Source organism: Alteromonas sp. BL110, assembly GCF_003443615.1.
Lineage (GTDB): Bacteria > Pseudomonadota > Gammaproteobacteria > Enterobacterales > Alteromonadaceae > Alteromonas.
This window is the reverse complement of sequence record NZ_CP031967.1, coordinates 2,215,693-2,233,322: the sequence shown is the minus strand read 5'-3', so window position 1 is coordinate 2,233,322 and position 17,630 is coordinate 2,215,693. Positions and strand designations below refer to the sequence as shown.

Annotated in this window: 15 protein-coding genes and 2 pseudogenes; 11 read left to right on the top strand and 6 right to left on the bottom strand. The window is 44.7% G+C overall.

Annotated elements, in window-relative coordinates:
• Positions 1 to 185: 185 nt before the first annotated feature.
• From D1814_RS09795 to D1814_RS09770, 6 genes and pseudogenes are all read left to right on the top strand, one after another.
• Entirely contained in the window at positions 186 to 1,445 is a 1,260-nt protein-coding gene (locus tag D1814_RS09795; protein ID WP_232368855.1) for an HlyD family secretion protein, read from the top strand.
• A 2-nt stretch (positions 1,446 to 1,447) separates the two neighbouring features.
• Positions 1,448 to 3,724 (top strand): peptidase domain-containing ABC transporter, encoded by a 2,277-nt coding sequence (locus tag D1814_RS09790; protein WP_118491797.1) that lies wholly within the window; start codon positions 1,448 to 1,450, stop codon positions 3,722 to 3,724.
• Positions 3,721 to 4,032, top strand: a complete 312-nt coding sequence (locus D1814_RS09785; RefSeq protein WP_118491795.1) for a helix-turn-helix domain-containing protein — start codon at positions 3,721 to 3,723, stop codon at positions 4,030 to 4,032. Before D1814_RS09790 ends, D1814_RS09785 begins: the two co-directional genes overlap by 4 nt.
• Positions 4,033 to 4,079: 47 nt before the next feature.
• On the top strand, positions 4,080 to 4,286 hold the full coding sequence (locus D1814_RS09780; RefSeq protein WP_118491793.1) for a hypothetical protein: 207 nt from the start codon (positions 4,080 to 4,082) through the stop codon (positions 4,284 to 4,286).
• A 118-nt stretch (positions 4,287 to 4,404) separates the two neighbouring features.
• Positions 4,405 to 5,403, top strand: a complete 999-nt coding sequence (locus D1814_RS09775; RefSeq protein WP_118491791.1) for an ATP-grasp domain-containing protein — start codon at positions 4,405 to 4,407, stop codon at positions 5,401 to 5,403.
• A gap of 127 nt (positions 5,404 to 5,530) precedes the next feature.
• Positions 5,531 to 5,800: pseudogene (locus D1814_RS09770) on the top strand (type II toxin-antitoxin system YhaV family toxin); the annotation flags it as partial.
• A gap of 203 nt (positions 5,801 to 6,003) precedes the next feature.
• Here the strand turns inward: D1814_RS09770 and hslU are convergent.
• Positions 6,004 to 7,332: an HslU--HslV peptidase ATPase subunit gene (gene hslU, locus D1814_RS09765; RefSeq protein WP_118491788.1), complete on the bottom strand. Its 1,329-nt coding sequence runs from the start codon at positions 7,330 to 7,332 to the stop codon at positions 6,004 to 6,006.
• A gap of 82 nt (positions 7,333 to 7,414) precedes the next feature.
• Positions 7,415 to 7,939, bottom strand: a complete 525-nt coding sequence (hslV, locus tag D1814_RS09760; RefSeq protein WP_025257580.1) for an ATP-dependent protease subunit HslV — start codon at positions 7,937 to 7,939, stop codon at positions 7,415 to 7,417.
• Positions 7,940 to 8,254: 315 nt separating this feature from the next.
• Here hslV and D1814_RS09755 point away from each other — a divergent pair, with 315 nt between their 5' ends.
• A complete protein-coding gene (locus D1814_RS09755) occupies positions 8,255 to 8,896 on the top strand; it encodes a DUF1294 domain-containing protein (RefSeq protein ID WP_118491786.1) in 642 nt (213 codons plus the stop codon).
• A gap of 113 nt (positions 8,897 to 9,009) precedes the next feature.
• On the opposite strand, the gene D1814_RS09750 is transcribed toward D1814_RS09755, so the two are convergent.
• Positions 9,010 to 9,588 (bottom strand): SPOR domain-containing protein, encoded by a 579-nt coding sequence (locus tag D1814_RS09750; protein WP_118491783.1) that lies wholly within the window; start codon positions 9,586 to 9,588, stop codon positions 9,010 to 9,012.
• Positions 9,589 to 9,719: 131 nt separating this feature from the next.
• Entirely contained in the window at positions 9,720 to 11,909 is a 2,190-nt protein-coding gene (gene priA / locus D1814_RS09745; RefSeq protein ID WP_118491781.1) for a primosomal protein N', read from the bottom strand.
• 444 nt (positions 11,910 to 12,353) lie between these two features.
• Between priA and rpmE the strand changes: the two genes are divergently transcribed.
• Positions 12,354 to 12,566: a 50S ribosomal protein L31 gene (gene rpmE, locus D1814_RS09740; RefSeq protein WP_118491779.1), complete on the top strand. Its 213-nt coding sequence runs from the start codon at positions 12,354 to 12,356 to the stop codon at positions 12,564 to 12,566.
• 168 nt (positions 12,567 to 12,734) lie between these two features.
• On the opposite strand, the gene D1814_RS09735 is transcribed toward rpmE, so the two are convergent.
• Complete coding sequence (locus tag D1814_RS09735) at positions 12,735 to 13,052, bottom strand: hypothetical protein (RefSeq protein WP_118491777.1); 318 nt, start codon at positions 13,050 to 13,052, stop codon at positions 12,735 to 12,737.
• 610 nt (positions 13,053 to 13,662) lie between these two features.
• Here D1814_RS09735 and D1814_RS09730 point away from each other — a divergent pair.
• A complete protein-coding gene (locus D1814_RS09730) occupies positions 13,663 to 14,898 on the top strand; it encodes a malic enzyme-like NAD(P)-binding protein (RefSeq protein WP_118491775.1) in 1,236 nt (411 codons plus the stop codon).
• Between the two features lie 211 nt (positions 14,899 to 15,109).
• Here the strand turns inward: D1814_RS09730 and metJ are convergent, their stop codons facing one another.
• A complete protein-coding gene (gene metJ, locus D1814_RS09725; RefSeq protein ID WP_014950979.1) occupies positions 15,110 to 15,442 on the bottom strand; it encodes a met regulon transcriptional regulator MetJ in 333 nt (110 codons plus the stop codon).
• 160 nt (positions 15,443 to 15,602) lie between these two features.
• Between metJ and metF the strand changes: the two genes are divergently transcribed.
• On the top strand, positions 15,603 to 16,490 hold the full coding sequence (gene metF / locus D1814_RS09720; protein WP_118491773.1) for a methylenetetrahydrofolate reductase: 888 nt from the start codon (positions 15,603 to 15,605) through the stop codon (positions 16,488 to 16,490).
• 214 nt (positions 16,491 to 16,704) lie between these two features.
• Positions 16,705 to 17,590, top strand: a pseudogene (locus D1814_RS09715) (virulence factor BrkB family protein).
• The last annotated feature ends 40 nt before the right edge of the window (positions 17,591 to 17,630 follow it).

The window sequence follows — 17,630 nt, the reverse complement described above, 5'->3', positions numbered from 1 at the left end:
CCGTCACCGCAGTTATGTTGACCACAAGGTATCTGGTAGTAACAAAATGGAGGCGTCACGGATTACGATGCCAAGGATTAATCGCCGATATGGAAGCGGCAGCCAGATACTCTTTATGTGCGAAGTAGCACCTAGAAAAGGGGTGCTTTAACAGACTCCAAGCGCATGTAGCGGAGTATATAGGGATGAAAATGAGAACAGGGTTGTTTAGAAAAGAAGTTATTGATGAGCAATCAAACACAGTTGAGGGCAGTTTTTTAATGACGCCTAAACCTGCCTATTTAGCACTAGCTGGGCTGCTTGTCGTGTGGGTTGTGGCGGTTGCTGTTTACCTGAACATGGAAAGTTACGCACGAAAAGCTTCGGTAAGTGGATGGCTAGAACCCAGTCATGGAGTCTTCAAGCTTTATTCAGACGCAAGGCGAGGAAAGATACTCGACGTTATAGCCAGTGAAGGTCAATTAGTGGAAAAAGGCGCACCGCTATTAAAAATCAGCTATAGCAGTAAAGACGCGTTAGGCCATAGAGTCAGTACCCAATTACTTGCCGAACTAGAATCGAAACAAAACCGAACTCGCCAAAGTATTGAACGACTGCGCACTCTGCACCTAGCTCAGCAACAGCGATTGGAAGAGCAGCTTTCCCAGGCAAAGCATAACTCAACGGCGTTGCATGACATTATTACTTTAACCCAATCACAGTGGCTTCTGGCATCCACGCAATGGGAAAAAGCACAAACCCTAATGGATGAAGGGCATATTAGCCGTACCGACTTTGAAACCTATACGCTCCAACGTTTGAATGCAGAGCAGAAACTTGCTTTAGCTAAAAAGGATTGGAGTAACGAGCAAGCCAACATAGCAGCAATAAGTCATGAACTTGCTACATTGCCTGAGAAACACGCCAACGAGCTAGCAAACATAAAGAACACTTATAGCGATCTCACTCAACAAATTGTGACGCACAAAAGCAATGCAGAAGAGATAATTTATGCGCCTCGCAGCGGCGTAATATCAGGCCTTCATGTTAGAACGGGGTATACCGTTGACAGCTCTCGCCCCCTACTCACACTGCTCCCTCAAAATGCTGACATTCAAGCGCGAATTGCGGTACCCGTGCGCTCTGCAGGATTTTTGCGAGAAGGACAAGCTCTACATATACGATATGACGCGTTCCCCTATCAAAAGTTTGGTGTGCAGTTTGGCGAGATAGTAAATATTTCTCCATCGCTTGTCTTACCGGGAGAACTTACCGATGTACCTATTTCAATTAGCGAGCCAGCCTATTTGGTTACTGCCACCCTAAATACAAACGAAGTATTGGCTTACGGCAACAGTATTTCATTGAAAGCGGGCATGACCTTTTCCGCGGATGTTCAATTAAGCCAACGTACGCTTATGGAATGGTTAATGGAACCGCTTTATAGCATTAAAGGGAAGCTTTAATCATGATGAGTTTATCCACCCCTCTTTCGTCACATCTTTTTCATACAAGAAGCAGGGTACCGGTTATTTTGCAAAGCGAAGCGGCAGAGTGCGGACTAGCTTGTATGGCAATGATTGCACAGTACTACTCTGATAAACGGGATCTTAATACTTTGCGTCAAAGCATATCCGTTTCATTGCGAGGTACAACCTTAAAAGACGTAATGCGAATTGCCAGTGAACTGGGGTTTCAACCCCGAGCAGTTAAGATAGAAATGGAGCATCTTGTGCAGCTATCTTGCCCAGCCATATTGCACTGGGATATGAATCACTTTGTTGTTTTGACGAAAGTGAAAGGGAAACATATTTTTATCCATGACCCAGCGCTAGGAAAGAGAAAGCTTAATCTTGCAGAAGCCTCGAAGTACATCACGGGTATCGCGCTTGAGGTCTCACCAAGCGACACATTCAGCCCTAAAAAGTCTGCACCCCGACTTGGGCTTACACAGTTTTTCTCCCGCGCCATCGGCTTCAAACGCAACTTACTAACGCTTTTCGCATTATCAATAGTGCTGCAGCTATTTGCCCTTGCCGCACCTTACTACATGCAAACGGTGGTGGATGATGTATTAATCTACAACAACGATGCCTTGCTCAAAGCGCTCGCTATTGGCTTTGCCCTATTACTGGTTATAGAAACCTTTACAAGCGGTATAAGAAAGTTCGTTATCTTGTCCGTTTCATCTCGCCTTCAACTGCAGATGTCTGCCTCTGTATTTAAACATCTTTTAGCCCTTCCCTTAGACTATTTTGATAAGCGCCATATTGGTGATGTGGTGTCGCGCTTTGGTTCAGTGGCGAGTATTCGGGAGTTTTTAACTACTGGGGTCGTTACCGCGATGCTTGATGGAGTAATGGCAATCGTCACCTTGGCAGTGATGAGCTTATATTCCTTCAAGCTAACAATGGTTGTTGTAGTGATTATGCTCGTCTATTTAGCCATACGCCTTGGACTCCTGCCATTTATTAAAAGGTTGACCACGGAGCGCATTGCCCTGGCCGCCTCTGAACAAAGTCACTTTATGGAAAGCGTAAGAGCCATTTTACCTATTCGCGTATATGGGCAAGAGATACAGCGCCACAGCCTTTGGCAAAACAAGCTAGTTGCAACGCTCAATAAAGACATCACTTTAGGGAAATTTAACATAGGTAGCGCACTGGCAAACCAATTGCTGTTCGGTGTTGAAAATCTAGTAGTGGTTTACATTGGCGCCAACCTTGTCATGCAAGGCTCCCTTTCAATAGGCATGTTGCTGGCTTTTATGGCATATAAGACGAGGTTTGTAGGTGCGCTCGACGGGATAGTTAATAAGCTTATTGAGCTTAATATGTTAGGCGTTCACTTTAACCGCTTAAGCGACATTTTACTTACACCCGTAGAGCAAAAAATCAAAACTCACCCGCTATATAGCGCAGAGCGTTCGCTCCCCGTGCAAAATACACATGCGTCTAATCGCTCGGCTTCCAATTCAGACTCGTCTAGCACTCCCCTATTTAACCTGCCTGATGCTGTCTTGCCCGAAAATAGCGCGCTCGACGATAGCACTTTGCCAGATGCTACCGCGCTTAGGGTGAGGTCACTTAGCTACCGCTATGGGGAGAATGGTGAGTGGGTATTTAACAACCTGACACTTTCAGTAAATACTGGCGAAATCGTAGCCATTATCGGTAGCAGTGGCAGTGGAAAGAGCACGTTACTTAAATGCTTAATGGGCCTATACCGGCCTTCACAAGGCTGCATTGAGCATCCTAATACGACCAGTCCAGTCATCGCTTCTGTGCTTCAAGAGGACGCTTGCTTAAGTGGCACTATTGGCCAAAACATCTGTTGTTTTGAAGAAGTTCCCAACCTCAAGAAGATGGTTTATGTAGCACAACTTGCCTGTATTCATAGGGACATTATGCACATGCCTATGCAATATCATTCGCTGGTAGGCGACATGGGTAGCAGTTTAAGCGGTGGGCAAAAGCAACGCCTGCTATTAGCAAGAGCGCTATATCAAGAGCCTGACATTCTCTTCTTAGACGAAGCGAGTAGCCATCTAGATATGGCCAATGAAGCTCAGATAAATCACCACCTCAAATCTTTAAATATGACCCGGATTATTGTGGCGCATCGCCCCCAATCTATCGCCATGGCAGACAAGGTTTATCGTCTGGAAGACGGCACATTACACCCATGCTCTCCCTCTGAAGTAACAGGAAGCGCAACATCTGCTAAACACGGAGAAACACTATGAAAAACCATGAAGTAAGAGAACCCGCAGTATTGATGACAGCTGCTGAGCGCATGCAAATAGATGCAAATGGCATAACCGCTCGTGACACCGTTATTCCTATGGACTGTTTGTCGAAACGCGAGCTACAGGTAGTGCACAAAATAATGGAAGGCCGCTCTAACAAAGTGATCGCCTCTGAGCTATTTATTAGCGAGCGAACCGTTAAGTTTCACTGCGCCAACATTTATAAAAAACTCAATATCACTAGCCGTTCAGCACTTATTGCCTGCTGCTTTCGAACCCTTTACCGAGAAGTGGTTTCGCTTTAGGCGCATCCACTTTTTCACTCAACACGCCATTACAAGGAGCGTACTTTATGAAACACCATCAACTAAATCACAACCCACCAACAATCACTCAGCCCGTTGCTTTAGCTGAAGCTCAGCTGTTTGAGGTATCCGGCGGTCTACGTGTTCGTTTAAGCGACACCGTACCGGTAGTCGGCCCTACCCCCAAAGAGCCGGTTTATATAACCATGGCCATTGGTGAAGGCGGCGGCAAGCTACCGGATATTCTGTCTTAGCTTTCACTTACAAACGGCTTAAGCCAACACACGGATTGAGCATAGCTTTGTGATGTCCGTGTGTTGCTTTACAACGAATAGATTCTTTCAACTTTTAACCTGCTAGCAAGGAACGTAAATGCACGTAGCTTTATTAGGAAATGAGCAAGACCCGCAAATCCAACATATTGCGAAAGCCCTATGTCAAACGGCTACGCCTTTTTACTTTGCCAATACGCAACATTTCGGTTCAGCTTGGGCCATTAGCTATGACCCTGATTTTGATGACGGGCTAATCCATTTCAGCTCTCCCTCTTTGTGCGACCAACCTAGAGTCACTTTTTCAAACACTAAAGCTGCTTATTGGCATGAGTATTTGCCCGGTTTACCGCTAAAAGCCCCAAGCGAGAATACTAGTAACGATAGCTACGCAGATCCTCAAGCACTGCGTAATAAACGTGATGACACAGCGTCTCGTCTGTTAGAAAGCACAGGATGGGTAGAGCAAGAGCGAGCAAGTACTTTACTTTGTTGGTTTAGCTACACCAACATAAAATGGGTGAACTCTATAGACGCTGTTCGAAGCCACCAGTGTAAGCCTTATCAATCACGCGTTGCTGGCAAACTAGGTGCACATATCCCCTACACCTTTATAGGCAATGCGCCCGAGGTTGCTTCGCAGTTTTGTAGCAATATGCGAGACGTTATATATAAGCCCGTACGCGGCGGTCGAACCGCACAGTTTGTGAATAAACAGCCGAATATGCGCCCACTACTAAATACGCTTTTAAGTGAACGCCCTGTTACCTTTCAAAAGTATATTGCAGGCGAAAATGTACGTAGCTATGTACTTGGCGATGATGTGCTAAGCGTACAAATTGACTCAAGCGAACTAGATTATAGAAACGATGACAATGCCAGTGTGTCTGTGACTATTATCCCAAACGAGGTCCAGCGTCTGGCTATTAAAATATGCAAAGCATTAGGTATGCACTGGTGTGCGATAGACTGGCGCAAAAGTGCGAAAGGAAAGTACTTTTTTCTAGAGGCAAACCCGAGCCCTTACTTTTTGAAAGTAGAGAACGATACCGGCCTGAATATAACAGACAAATTGGTGGCACTGCTTTTAAAACATTAGAGTTAGATTAATTCTAAGTGCCCAACGCTTTCGGGTTAGGTCAGGCTTCAAAATTAAAAGAGCTTATACGGGATTGGACTATGAAGTTCCTCTATACATTAGTAGCCGAAATACTCTACGTCCTCAGGCAAATTTCCGCCAAGGGAATACATTAGGCGATAACAATAAACACTGGTTTCGAGCAAAGTTTTTTCAACAGTATCGACTTTTTTTCCGCTACCATCTTGAATCAAAGGTTATTGTATATGCATGGGTGAATGACGAGACAAACAAGCGAGCATATGGAAGTAAAACGGATGCTTATAAAGTTTTTGAAAAGGTGGTGAAATCTGGTCATCCACCAAAAGAAAGGGAGGATCTTTTAAAAGCAGCTAAAAATGAATTACTCCCACTTTAAACCGCTTGCTTATTTTCTTTTAGCTAATACTCTCACTATTACTTTAAGTTTAGGCACATTCAGACATTGCCAACCACAATACCTATCAGTATAGAATTTCTGTTTCACAAAATGACGTCTTGATGTGCTTAAACAGTAATAAAGCCTCCTCTTTAATTGGGTAATGACCCAACTACAGGAAGAGGCCTCTACTTAGCGATTAATTACAAGATAAAGCGCGATAGATCCTCGTTATCTACCAAGGTTTCTAGATGGCTGTTAACGTAATCTGCATCAATCACGAACGACTCACCGCTTTTCTCTGAAGCATCAAATGAGATATCTTCCATTAGGCGTTCAAGTACCGTGTGCAAACGACGTGCACCAATGTTTTCAGTACGCTCGTTCACCTGCCATGCCGCTTCTGCAATGCGCTGAATGCCCGAATCATCGAAGCTGATATCAACCCCTTCCGTTTTCATTAACGCAACATACTGCTGAGTTAATGACGCGTTTGGCTCGGTAAGGATACGCTTAAAGTCACCTACTTTCAGCGCAGCAAGCTCAACTCGAATTGGCAGTCGACCCTGAAGTTCTGGGATAAGATCCGACGGCTTGCTCATTTGGAATGCACCTGAAGCAATAAACAAGATATGGTCGGTTTTAACCATGCCGTGTTTCGTCGATACTGTAGAGCCTTCTACAAGTGGAAGCAGGTCACGCTGTACGCCTTCACGAGAAACATCGCCTGACGTATTGCCTTCACGCTTACAAATTTTGTCAATTTCGTCTACAAATACAATACCGTGCTGTTCTACTGACTCAATAGCTTTTTCTTTCAAATCTTCTTGATTTACAAGGCGTGCTGCCTCTTCTTCAATAAGTAGTTTGAACGCTTCTTTAATTTTCAGCTTCTTCTTTTTCTTTTGCGAGCCCGACAAGTTTTGGAACATACCTTGAAGCTGATTAGTCATTTCTTCCATGCCAGGAGGCGCCATAATTTCTACGCCCATCTGCGGAAGTGCCACATCAATTTCAATTTCTTTGTCGTCTAGGTCGCCTTGACGAAGCTTTTTGCGAAATGCTTGGCGTGTGCCGCGATCTTCAACATCTTCTTTGTTGCCCCAGGCGTCTTCTGGCGGAGGAAGCAAAACGTCTAAAATGCGCTCTTCCGCTGCTTCTTCAGCGCGGAATTTCACTTTCTTCATTTCGTTTTCTTTCGTCATCTTTACCGCAATATCAGCAAGATCACGAATGATGGTTTCAACTTCTTTACCCACATAGCCCACTTCGGTGAACTTTGTCGCTTCAACTTTAATGAAAGGTGCGTTAGCAAGTTTAGCTAAACGGCGAGCTATTTCAGTTTTACCCACACCCGTTGGGCCAATCATCAAAATATTTTTTGGCGTAACTTCTTGGCGCAACTCAGGCTCAAGCTGCATTCGACGCCAGCGGTTTCTAAGTGCAATAGATACAGCGCGCTTGGCATCTTGTTGACCAATAATATGTCGGTCTAACTCGTGAACAATTTCTCTTGGTGTCATCTCAGACATGAATAAACCCTTTTCTAACAATACTTGTTGTACTTGCTACGCAAACGAGCGACAACAAGCCAATAACAGCTTTCGCTATTACTTAGTAATCTAGTACATCAACCGTTTGGCTATGGTTAGTGAATACGCAAATATCACCGGCTATGGTCAGCGATTTTTCAGCAATTTCCTTAGCGCTTAACTCGGTATTATCTAAAAGTGCGGTAGCTGCCGCTTGTGCATAGTTACCACCAGAACCAATAGCGATAAGATCTTGTTCTGGCTGCACTACGTCACCGTTACCGGTAATGATAAATGACGCTGTTTCATCAGCTACAGCAAGTAGGGCTTCGAGTTTGCGTAGCGCCCTATCGGTACGCCAGTCTTTGGCAAGTTCAACCGCCGCCTTGGTTAAATGACCTTGGTGCGCTTCAAGCTTGGCTTCAAACCGCTCAAATAGGGTAAATGCGTCAGCCGTGCCACCTGCAAAGCCTGCTAGGATTTTGTCGTGGTACAAACGGCGCACCTTGCGCGCATTCCCTTTCATTACGGTGTTGCCCAGTGATACTTGTCCGTCACCGGCCATTACCACTTGATTCCCACGTCGTACAGATACAATCGTTGTCACGTTAATTCCCCGTTTAGCTGGGCGCTGCTGCGTTTTATATGTACCTTTTTCGCGGAACTAAGGCAGCAGCGTAATAATTCAATAACAAATAAGTGGGGGAAGGCTTTTTAATTTCAAGGGTAAGACAAAAGAATGTGCGCTCAGAACTGCCTACTATATGGGCTTAGCGCATTCGGTGCTTATTGAATATGCCATTTATCGAGTGCATACTCTCGCCGATACATACTATGGCCGATTGAAATAATGTTTAGGTGATAGAGCACCGATAAAGTAGCAACACTGAAGTCGCTGCATAATGGAATTAAAGGAGTAAAAATGAAGTATCAAGGAAGAATACAGCAGTGGGATGATACTAAAGGTTTTGGCTTTGTAGAGCCTAATGGGGGAGGCACGCGCGCGTTTGCTCATATCAAAGCGTTTAAACAGCGCTCTAGGCGACCCATTAATGGCGACATTATTGTTTATGAAGTTGAACAGGATAGAAAAGGCAATCACCGCGCCTACAACATCAGCTTACTTAAAGATCACAAAGCAAAACGTTCACGCACCAATAAGCCAGCCTCGCAAAGAAAGCGTAATATTATCGTATTGAGTATTTTCTTAGGTGCACTTGCGCTACTCACATTATCTGGTCGGTTACCCTCTATAGTACCTATCGTTTATGGAGCGGTAAGTTTGCTTACCTTTCTGCTTTACGGCATAGACAAATCGGCCGCGAAAAAAGACAAATGGCGAGTTTCAGAGGCTAAACTGCACCTATTAAGCTTGTTCGGGGGCTGGCCTGGCGCATTGCTAGCTCAGCAGATGTTTAAGCACAAGCGCAGTAAACCGGCATTTATGAGGGCTTATTGGGTGACGGTTGTAGTTAACCTTATTTTGCTTGGACTTATTGTATTTAAAGTGGTGCATGTGGGCGCTTTGTACGCTTTTTCCATTCCTCAAGCCATTCGTTTTTAACTACAGTTGGCCTGCACATGACTAGAGCATCTCGCTAAGTAAAGCTATTTAGCAAGTGGAACGCACTCCTCGTTCCACTCCGCCCTTCTTAAAGTAAGTTGTACCAACAAAAGTTACAAATTCCAGTACCAAATTTGGCATGTGGCAATGTTCACTTTACGCAGACTGTGCTTGGCTTTTTCCGCGTCGCGCTTAGACTCATAAGGGCCAAGAATTACGCGGAACCAATCGCCGTTGCTGCCAGTGCTATGCCTGATAAGTGCCTCTAATCCCTGGAATGCAATTTTGGCTTTCATCTCTTCTGCCTGAGCGCGGGTTCTGAATGAAGCGCACTGCATCAAATAACGCTTGTCAGACTTTTCCTGCTCTCTTACTTCAACTTCTACTTCGTAACCTGGCAGGGTCTTAATGTACTCCCATTCTTCTTCAGGTAGTTCCGGTAAAGACTCTTCTGTGGGAGCCACAGGTCGTGACGCTTGGGTGTCTACTTCATCTTCTACATTGTCTTTTATCGACCACAAAAATACACCGAAGCCAATCACCAAAGCAAAAATGCCAATAAGGCGTACGATAGGAAGTTTTCCAGAAACCGGGCCATTAGATTGCGCATTTGTAGCCGGTTTTCTACCTTTACCAGCGGGCTTCTTTTTTTGAGTAGAGCGTCCACGAGAGACATAATCGCGTTGAGCCATAGTCGGCAATATTCCTACTTGTTATCGTTGTTTGTATGCGTAAGAAACGTCATATACCAAATCACTATGAAGAGGCAGCTTTCCTGCACCTTCAATCCTGTGGAAATTTTAACGTATTGCTACCCAACAAGCTAACTGAAATCGGTAGGGTCAATATCTATTGACCACCTTACCTTCATTGCCTGTGGTAAGGCCTGTAAAAATGGCAGCGCCAAACGTAGCGCAGTGTGAAGCGGCGCACGCTTTTCATGGCTGCATACCAGCATAAACCGAAACCTACCTTGCCGCTTTTCAATTAAACAAGGAAACGGACCGTTTATATCAATGGCGTGCTGTTGATTAAACACCTGCTTACTTTCCTGTAGAAAGCGATAAGCCAAACTGCTATCGGTAGCCTCTGCGCGAATAACAAACTGGCTAATAAAGGGGGGCAGCCCCGCCGCCTTACGCTCCATTAATGCGTGCCGTGCGAAATGCCCATAGCCATTGTGCACTAAATCTTGTAGCAAAGGGTGATGAGGATTATGGGTTTGAAGCCACATTTCACCAGGTTTGCTGGCGCGCCCCGCTCTTCCAGCAAGCTGAGTAACAAGCTGAGCGAGCTTTTCTGGCGCTCTAAAATCGGCACTAAAAAGCGCACCATCACAATCTAGTACCGCAACTAAGGTTACATGAGGGAAGTGATGACCCTTTGATAATATCTGGGTTCCTACCAGCAACTGGTACTCTTGGCGATTAATAGCATCAAGGGTTTGGTGAAGCTTGTCTTTCCCCCGCACGGTATCGCTGTCTATTCGTATTTGCTTGATGCCTGGGAATAAACTTGCAAGCCCTTGCTCCACTTGCTCGGTCCCCGTACCCGCCGTCACTAATTCATTGTGATGGCAAGCTTCGCAGTTCGATGGCATTGAGCGCATGCCACCGCAGTGATGACACTGTAAGCGGTTCTGCGCTTTATGCACGGTATAAGGTCGGTCACAGCGCTTACACATGACGGTTTCACCACAGCGATGGCAAAGCAGCGCTGGCGCGTAACCTCTTCGATTCACAAATACCAATACCTGATTTCCTGCGCTAATATGCTGGCGCATTATCGTTAGCAAGCCTTGTGAAATGCCGTAATGAATAGGTTGGTCGCGGGCGTCCAATACATGCTGATGCGTGCTTTTTGCACCTCCCGCTCGCTTGGTTAACTGCAAATGGGCATAGCGGCCATTTAGTGCGTTGTTAAGTGTTTCAAACGCGGGCGTGGCGCTGCCTAGTAACAGCGGAATATTGTGCTGCTTGGCACGCATTGCTGCCAGGTCACGAGCGTGATAGCGAAGCCCATCTTGCTGCTTAAAAGACTCGTCGTGTTCTTCATCTACAATCAACATGCCGGGGTTATGCAGCGGCGTGAAAATAGCCGAGCGGGTGCCAATGATAATACCGAGTTCACCGGCTTTTGCACGTTGCCAAACATGTAAACGTTCTTTATCAGAGATCTGAGAATGCAAAACGCCCACAGCAATGCCAAAGCGCTTCTCAAAACGAGACACGGTTTGCGGTGTAAGTCCAATTTCTGGCACAAGTATCAGCACTTGTTTTCCGTCGCGCAGTAAGGGTTCAATGGCTTGAAGGTACACTTCCGTTTTACCGCTACCGGTAACCCCTTCAAGCAAACTTACCGCGAAGTTACCTTGCTGACGATTAAGTGCGGCAATGGCAACCGATTGCTCTGTGTCGGGAATTGGCTTTTCAGAAAGCGATAACGAGGCAAGCCAACTACCTGGCTTAAACTCAGGTGCTATTTCTTCGATATGTACCAAAGACTTTTCAACAAGCGCTTTAACTGCAGGTGCACCATATTGTTTACGCGCCTGCGAGGCTAGCAAAGCACCACCAGCCAGGGCAGTGAAGCAGGCTTGTTGTTTAGGCGCCCGTGATAACGTATCTGCAACTGTCTGCTTGCCTTCTTCGGTAAGCATTAACATGTCTTGTGGTGTGGGAGTGGCCAACTCGCCTTTGCGTAATAAAACAGGCAGCATGGCGTGCAGCACTTCACCCGGCGCATGATGATAATACTGCCACAGCCATTGCGCCATTTTCAGCAACACATTATCTATAATAGGGCTATCGTCAAGTACTGACTCAATGGCTTTTAGCTTGTCAGAATTTTCAATCTCGCTTTCGGATTTGTGTAAGGTTTCAACGACTACGCCCACCAGTTTGCGTGGGCCAAAAGGCACAACCACTCTAACGCCCGCACTGAGTGTCTTATCGTGGGTATATGTGAAAAGTTGGCGCAGTGGCACTGGCACGGCGACTTGAATATAGGCCATTGCGAACGTTCTACCTTATTTGATGACTTTTACAGCGCGCAAATTGCTTGCTGAGTTTTTTACACTATAACTATTTGTATAGAGGCTACTTGCTTAGCCAAACGTTAGAGCAATTTGTGCTGCTAGCATCTAGCTACATCTTTTACTATTGGCGCATATGGACCTAGCCTTGAAAGACAAATATTTAAACATACTTTACTGTTAAGCATGAAAGGAATGTTTTCGGTTTAGCTTTCTTGCGTCGCTCGTGTAAAGCCCCTTATTTAGCCCTACTTGCCTAACATTTGGGCAAAAACCGCTTGATAAAGCCAATTTCATCCTATATTATGCGCCGCTCTTTTGCGATAGGCTGTTCTTTGAACGACTTATCATTTGAATTAAGTAACGTATGGTGTGCGACTTCGGGTTGTATAGCGATACGGCCTTATTATGTGAGGTAACCCAATGAAACAAGATATCCACCCTAAGTACGAAGAAATTAAAGCAACATGCTCATGTGGCAACGTGCTTAACATCCGCTCTACGCTTGGTAAAGACATCAACCTAGACGTATGTTCATCATGCCATCCTTTCTACACTGGTAAGCAACGTAACGTTGATACTGGTGGTCGTGTTGACCGCTTCAAGAAGCGCTTCGGTGCATTGGGCAAAAAGTAAGCCTGATATCAAGTTCGAAAAAAGCGCCTATATGGCGCTTTTTTATTGCCTGAAGGTTACTATTCATGTCAGAAACTACTGTTGAACAGCTTCCACTTATGCAAGCACCTCTAATTTAGAGCTAATTGACTATATCGCTTACAATTAAGATCAAAACACTCATTATACTTAATGAAGTTTTTCGAGTTTTGACAAGTGTTTATCCCAGTCCCCCCTACTTTGCTTTTTACACGCTTCTTCACTATCGAAATAGATACCAGCAGAAATAGATTTTATAGATTCAAGGGCTATATTCACCTTACTTATAAAGTCCATATCCCATCCATTAGACAATGCTTGCTGTTTCTTCTGCTCCGTATTAAACACCGCAATTACTTTCGGGGCTTTCCAATGCCCTAAATGAGTTAGCCATACGAACCCACTATCGTCAGACTTTACATTTTCACACACGTCAGTTAGCACTGCGATTAGTTTTCTTTCTGTCATATCCTGCGTCTTCAAAGCTAATTAGAAAGGGCTTTCTTAGTATTTTATCAGAAATATAAAACCTAAAATTAACGAGGACTTTTTTATTTATATTTTCTAAAGTCGTTTTAGTACGTCTATCTATGCTGCTTTTAAGATACACCCCCTAAATACATTTAACCGTAAAAATAAATTCTATGAATGGCAATTATAGGCTTATTTTACTGGTCTAATTAGTAAGCCTAACCTACATTGATAATTGAGAATTCTGATCAGATATGTACACAGTGATTGGCTGTGTTAGAGTTGCGATCGGCACCTTGATAGTGAGCATTAATTTTATGAATAATGCTTTACTGATAAGGCTTGTGGCGCTTTTGGGTATAAAACTTGGTCTAAATATTAGACATAGTACCAATAGCCGTGTGTGAGGAAAGTCAGGATGGGTTAACGCCATGTCTGCAGTTTCCAACATGCCACACCAATGCTAACAACTATTTATAATTACTTTTGTCATTACGTGGTTGTAACGCGCTTACGTTTATCTACCTATAACTATAACGATAATAAAATAGCTACAGAGCGTGAACGAAAACACCGATGAACCCTACATCTAAGGATACCTTTTTACATGTCAGATTTTAGACAACGCGCACTCGACTATCACGCCAAACCCACACCTGGAAAAATCCGCGTAGAGCTATCTAAACCAGCAGATAGCGTCGACGATCTTGCTCTTGCCTATAGCCCAGGCGTTGCCGAGCCAGTCAGAGAAATCGCCGAAGATGCAGATAATGCCTATAAGTATACGGGTAAAGGCAACCTTATCGCTGTTATTAGTAACGGAACCGCGATCTTAGGGCTGGGGAACCTCGGCCCATTAGCTTCAAAACCTGTCATGGAAGGTAAAGCGCTGTTGTTTAAACGCTTCGCTGGTCTAGACGCCATTGATATTGAAGTAAAGCATCGTACGACTGAGGAATTTATTAATACCGTGGCGAATATTGCTGACACATTTGGCGGTATAAACCTAGAAGATATCAAAGCGCCTGAGTGCTTTGAAATTGAACAAGAGCTCATTAAGCGCTGTAAAATTCCGGTTTTCCATGATGATCAGCACGGTACCGCTATTGTAACCGCTGCAGGTATGCTCAACGCTCTAGAGATTCAGGGAAAGAATATAGAGAGCGCTAAAATCGTGTGTATGGGTGCCGGTGCAGCAGCGGTTGCCTGTATGGAGCTACTTATTAAGTGCGGCGCCCAGCGTGAGCGTATTTATATGTTAGACAGAAAAGGCGTTATCCATACTCGACGCGAAGACTTAACCGAGCACAAAAAGCTATTTGCTAACAATACTGACAAGCGTACGCTTGAAGACGTAATGGAAGGCGCAGATATCTTTGTAGGTGTATCAGGCCCTGATGTTTTACCGCCTGAAGCGCTTTCGTTAATGGCAGAAAACCCAATTGTATTTGCATGCTCTAACCCAGACCCTGAAATAAAGCCTGAACTTGCTCACGAAGTACGTCAAGACCTTATCATGGCGACCGGACGCTCTGACTACCCTAATCAAGTAAACAATGTGCTGTGCTTTCCGTTTATTTTCCGCGGCGCCCTAGATGTTCGCGCAACGGCTATTAACGATGAAATGAAAGTGGCGGCGGTTGAAGCCCTTCGTGCTATCACGAAGGAGCCTGTTCCAGAAGAAGTATTAACTGCAAGTAAAAGTGACAGCCTAACGTTTGGGAAGGACTATATTATTCCTAAACCTATGGACCCACGTTTGTGCGAACGTATCGCTACGGCCGTGTCAAAAGCTGCCATTGAATCGGGTGTTGCTCGCGTGCCTGAAGCTCCAGAAGAGTAAAATTTTGGCGCATAAGGCTATATTGGTCTAGTTCAAGACTATATTGGTCTAGTTCAAGACTGCACTTGTTCAGTTAAATACTATAGTGGTTGGGTTAACGCTCAACCATTACTTGTAAAAGGTACGCTCAAAGAACACCAGTAAATAAAAAACGGCGCAGTATTGTAAGCTTAACTTACATTACTGCGCCGTTTCTCTTTAATGCTAAATATCAGTCGTCTTCAGACACATCATTTTCGAAGCTTGGATCTATACCCATTTCTTCCATAATCCGTCTAGCTTCAGCCGGCACGCGATTGGGGTTGTCTTTACGCAGGTCATCGTCGTTAGGCAAAGGTTGCCCGGTGAACGCGTGTAAAAACGCTTCACACAACAGTTCCGAATTAGTGGCGTGGCGCAAATTATTGATTTGGCGGCGGGTACGCTCATCAGTAAGTGCTTTAAGCACATTAATAGGTATAGAGACAGTGACTTTCTTTACCTGCTCGCTCTTTTTCCCATGCTCTGCGTAGGGGTGAATATATTTACCGTTCCATTCTGCCATTGTACTAACTCGGTCTACTCTTTTTATATTATGAAGAGAAATTCTAAACAAGTTCACGAAAAGGTCAATTGAGCAGTGTAAACCTCTTGACGTCTAGACATATATTCTTTAATTTAGACGTCTAAACGTCTATAATATTACATTTTTGAGAGTATAAACCATGGTTTCTTACGCACAAGGTATCGATGCATTAAACCAGTCCCTGTCGGAGCTGCGGGATATTGATGTATCTTTTGAATTTTTTCCGCCTAAAACGGAAGCCATGGAACAGACTTTGTGGAAGTCGGTTGAACGCCTAGCGCCACTTAAACCAAGCTACATGTCGGTTACTTACGGTGCTAATAGCGGTGAGCGTGACAGAACTCACGATGTGGTAAAACGCATTCAGCAGCAGACTGATGTAGCTGCAGTTCCTCACTTGACCTGTGTTGATGCTAGTCGCGATGAGCTAAAACAAATTGCAAAAGACTACTGGGACTCAGGCATTCGCCGTATAGTTGCCCTTCGTGGCGACTTACCTAAAGGGGTAGACAAAACAGAAATGTATGCCTCTGACTTAGTTGCCTTACTAAAAGACGTTGCCGATTTTGATATTTCGGTTGCTGCCTACCCTGAAAAGCACCCTGAAGCGCCAAATGCGCAGTTCGACTTGCTAAATCTTAAACGCAAAGCTGAAGCTGGCGCTACCGAAGCGATTACCCAGTTCTTCTTTGACACGAGTGTTTACCTGCGATTTAGAGACCGTGCAGCCGCGGCGGGTGTGGACTTAGACATAGTTCCAGGCATTTTACCTGTGACTAACTACCAAACGTTAGTAAGGTTTGCCGGCTTTACGGACGTTCACGTACCGGGCTGGCTACATAAAATGTTCGACGGTCTTGATGCCGACGATCAAGCCACTCGTAACTTGATAGGCGCTAATATTGCTATGGACCAAGTGAAAGTTCTGGCAAAAGAAGGGGTTAAACACTTCCACTTCTATACCCTAAATCGCAGCGAGTTAAGCTATGCTATCTGCCATATGTTAGGTTTGCGTTCCGGCAATTGATTTTGTATCGCGGTAACACCGCTATACGAGTAGATGACTAAAGGCGCACTCCACTATGCGCCTTTGTTGTATAAAGAATACATTAACCTTTTGCCACTGACGCCTACGCCAGTTACCATTTGCTGTAATATGAATTGAACTATCGATACCCTAGGGTCTCTCACCAAAAGACCGCGCTGTTTATCTGCCAGAGGGTATTGCCAGGAGAAGTCGAGTGGATTTAGCCAAGGTTAAAACCTTATATAACAATGTTACCCCTCAACTAAGAGAGCTCTTCAGCATCTTTATAAAGCGCTGTAGAGAAGATAATATTACTATCTCTGCTGGGCACTTGGCTTATGTAACTTTGTTATCTTTAGTACCCTTTATTATGGTGACCTTCACCATAATGTCGGCCTTTCCTGCCTTCGCTTCAGTAAGAAGCAAACTTGAGCATTTTGTATTCAGTAACTTTGTTCCCACCGCTAGCGACGTGGTTCACAAGTACATGACTGATTTTGTTGGCAACGCCTCGCAAATGAGTGCGATTGGCATTTTGTCACTGCTGGTCGTAGCGCTAATGCTCATATCAAATGTGGATAAAACCTTAAATAGAATTTGGCGTACGCAAAGTGACAGACCCATTGTGTATACCTTTGCTATCTATTGGATGGTAATCACTTTAGGGCCTATGCTAATTGGTTCTAGCGTGGTAGTGAGTTCATATTTAACCGGCCCTCGCAGCTTTTACTGAAGAGTACACACCTGGGTTGGGAACCTTCTTACTTAGCCTTGTGCCAAGCGGCGCTGCCATGCTCGCATTCACTATTTTGTACATGGTAGTGCCAAATAGAAGAGTGTTTGCCCGCCATGCATTCATAGGCGCTATTGTTGCCACCATAGCTTTTGAAATTACTAAATCGGGCTTTGCCTTGTATGTAACGAACTTTCCTTCATATGAGTTAATTTATGGCGCCCTAGCGGTGGTACCCATCCTGTTTTTATGGGTGTATTTGTCGTGGATAATTGTGCTGTTCGGGGCAGAATTCACGTGCAGTTTAGGCGAAGCTTTTGAAAACCGTAAAGCAGAGAACGAGCCGCGCAAAGTTCCAAAGGAGTAGCCGACCTAAAACGGACGTAATGATGATTAGCCTTACGCCT

What these genes read in the sequence shown, in the direction of transcription:
- D1814_RS09795 (WP_232368855.1), top strand. Translation starts at nt 186, where the DNA reads ATGAAAATGAGAACAGGGTTGTTTAGAAAAGAAGTTATTGATGAGCAA.
- D1814_RS09790 (WP_118491797.1), top strand. Translation starts at nt 1,448, where the DNA reads ATGATGAGTTTATCCACCCCTCTTTCGTCACATCTTTTTCATACAAGA.
- D1814_RS09785 (WP_118491795.1), top strand. Translation starts at nt 3,721, where the DNA reads ATGAAAAACCATGAAGTAAGAGAACCCGCAGTATTGATGACAGCTGCT.
- D1814_RS09780 (WP_118491793.1), top strand. Translation starts at nt 4,080, where the DNA reads ATGAAACACCATCAACTAAATCACAACCCACCAACAATCACTCAGCCC.
- D1814_RS09775 (WP_118491791.1), top strand. Translation starts at nt 4,405, where the DNA reads ATGCACGTAGCTTTATTAGGAAATGAGCAAGACCCGCAAATCCAACAT.
- hslU (WP_118491788.1), bottom strand. Translation starts at nt 7,332, where the DNA reads ATGTCTGAGATGACACCAAGAGAAATTGTTCACGAGTTAGACCGACAT.
- D1814_RS09755 (WP_118491786.1), top strand. Translation starts at nt 8,255, where the DNA reads ATGAAGTATCAAGGAAGAATACAGCAGTGGGATGATACTAAAGGTTTT.
- D1814_RS09750 (WP_118491783.1), bottom strand. Translation starts at nt 9,588, where the DNA reads ATGGCTCAACGCGATTATGTCTCTCGTGGACGCTCTACTCAAAAAAAG.
- priA (WP_118491781.1), bottom strand. Translation starts at nt 11,909, where the DNA reads ATGGCCTATATTCAAGTCGCCGTGCCAGTGCCACTGCGCCAACTTTTC.
- rpmE (WP_118491779.1), top strand. Translation starts at nt 12,354, where the DNA reads ATGAAACAAGATATCCACCCTAAGTACGAAGAAATTAAAGCAACATGC.
- D1814_RS09735 (WP_118491777.1), bottom strand. Translation starts at nt 13,052, where the DNA reads ATGACAGAAAGAAAACTAATCGCAGTGCTAACTGACGTGTGTGAAAAT.
- D1814_RS09730 (WP_118491775.1), top strand. Translation starts at nt 13,663, where the DNA reads ATGTCAGATTTTAGACAACGCGCACTCGACTATCACGCCAAACCCACA.
- metJ (WP_014950979.1), bottom strand. Translation starts at nt 15,442, where the DNA reads ATGGCAGAATGGAACGGTAAATATATTCACCCCTACGCAGAGCATGGG.
- metF (WP_118491773.1), top strand. Translation starts at nt 15,603, where the DNA reads ATGGTTTCTTACGCACAAGGTATCGATGCATTAAACCAGTCCCTGTCG.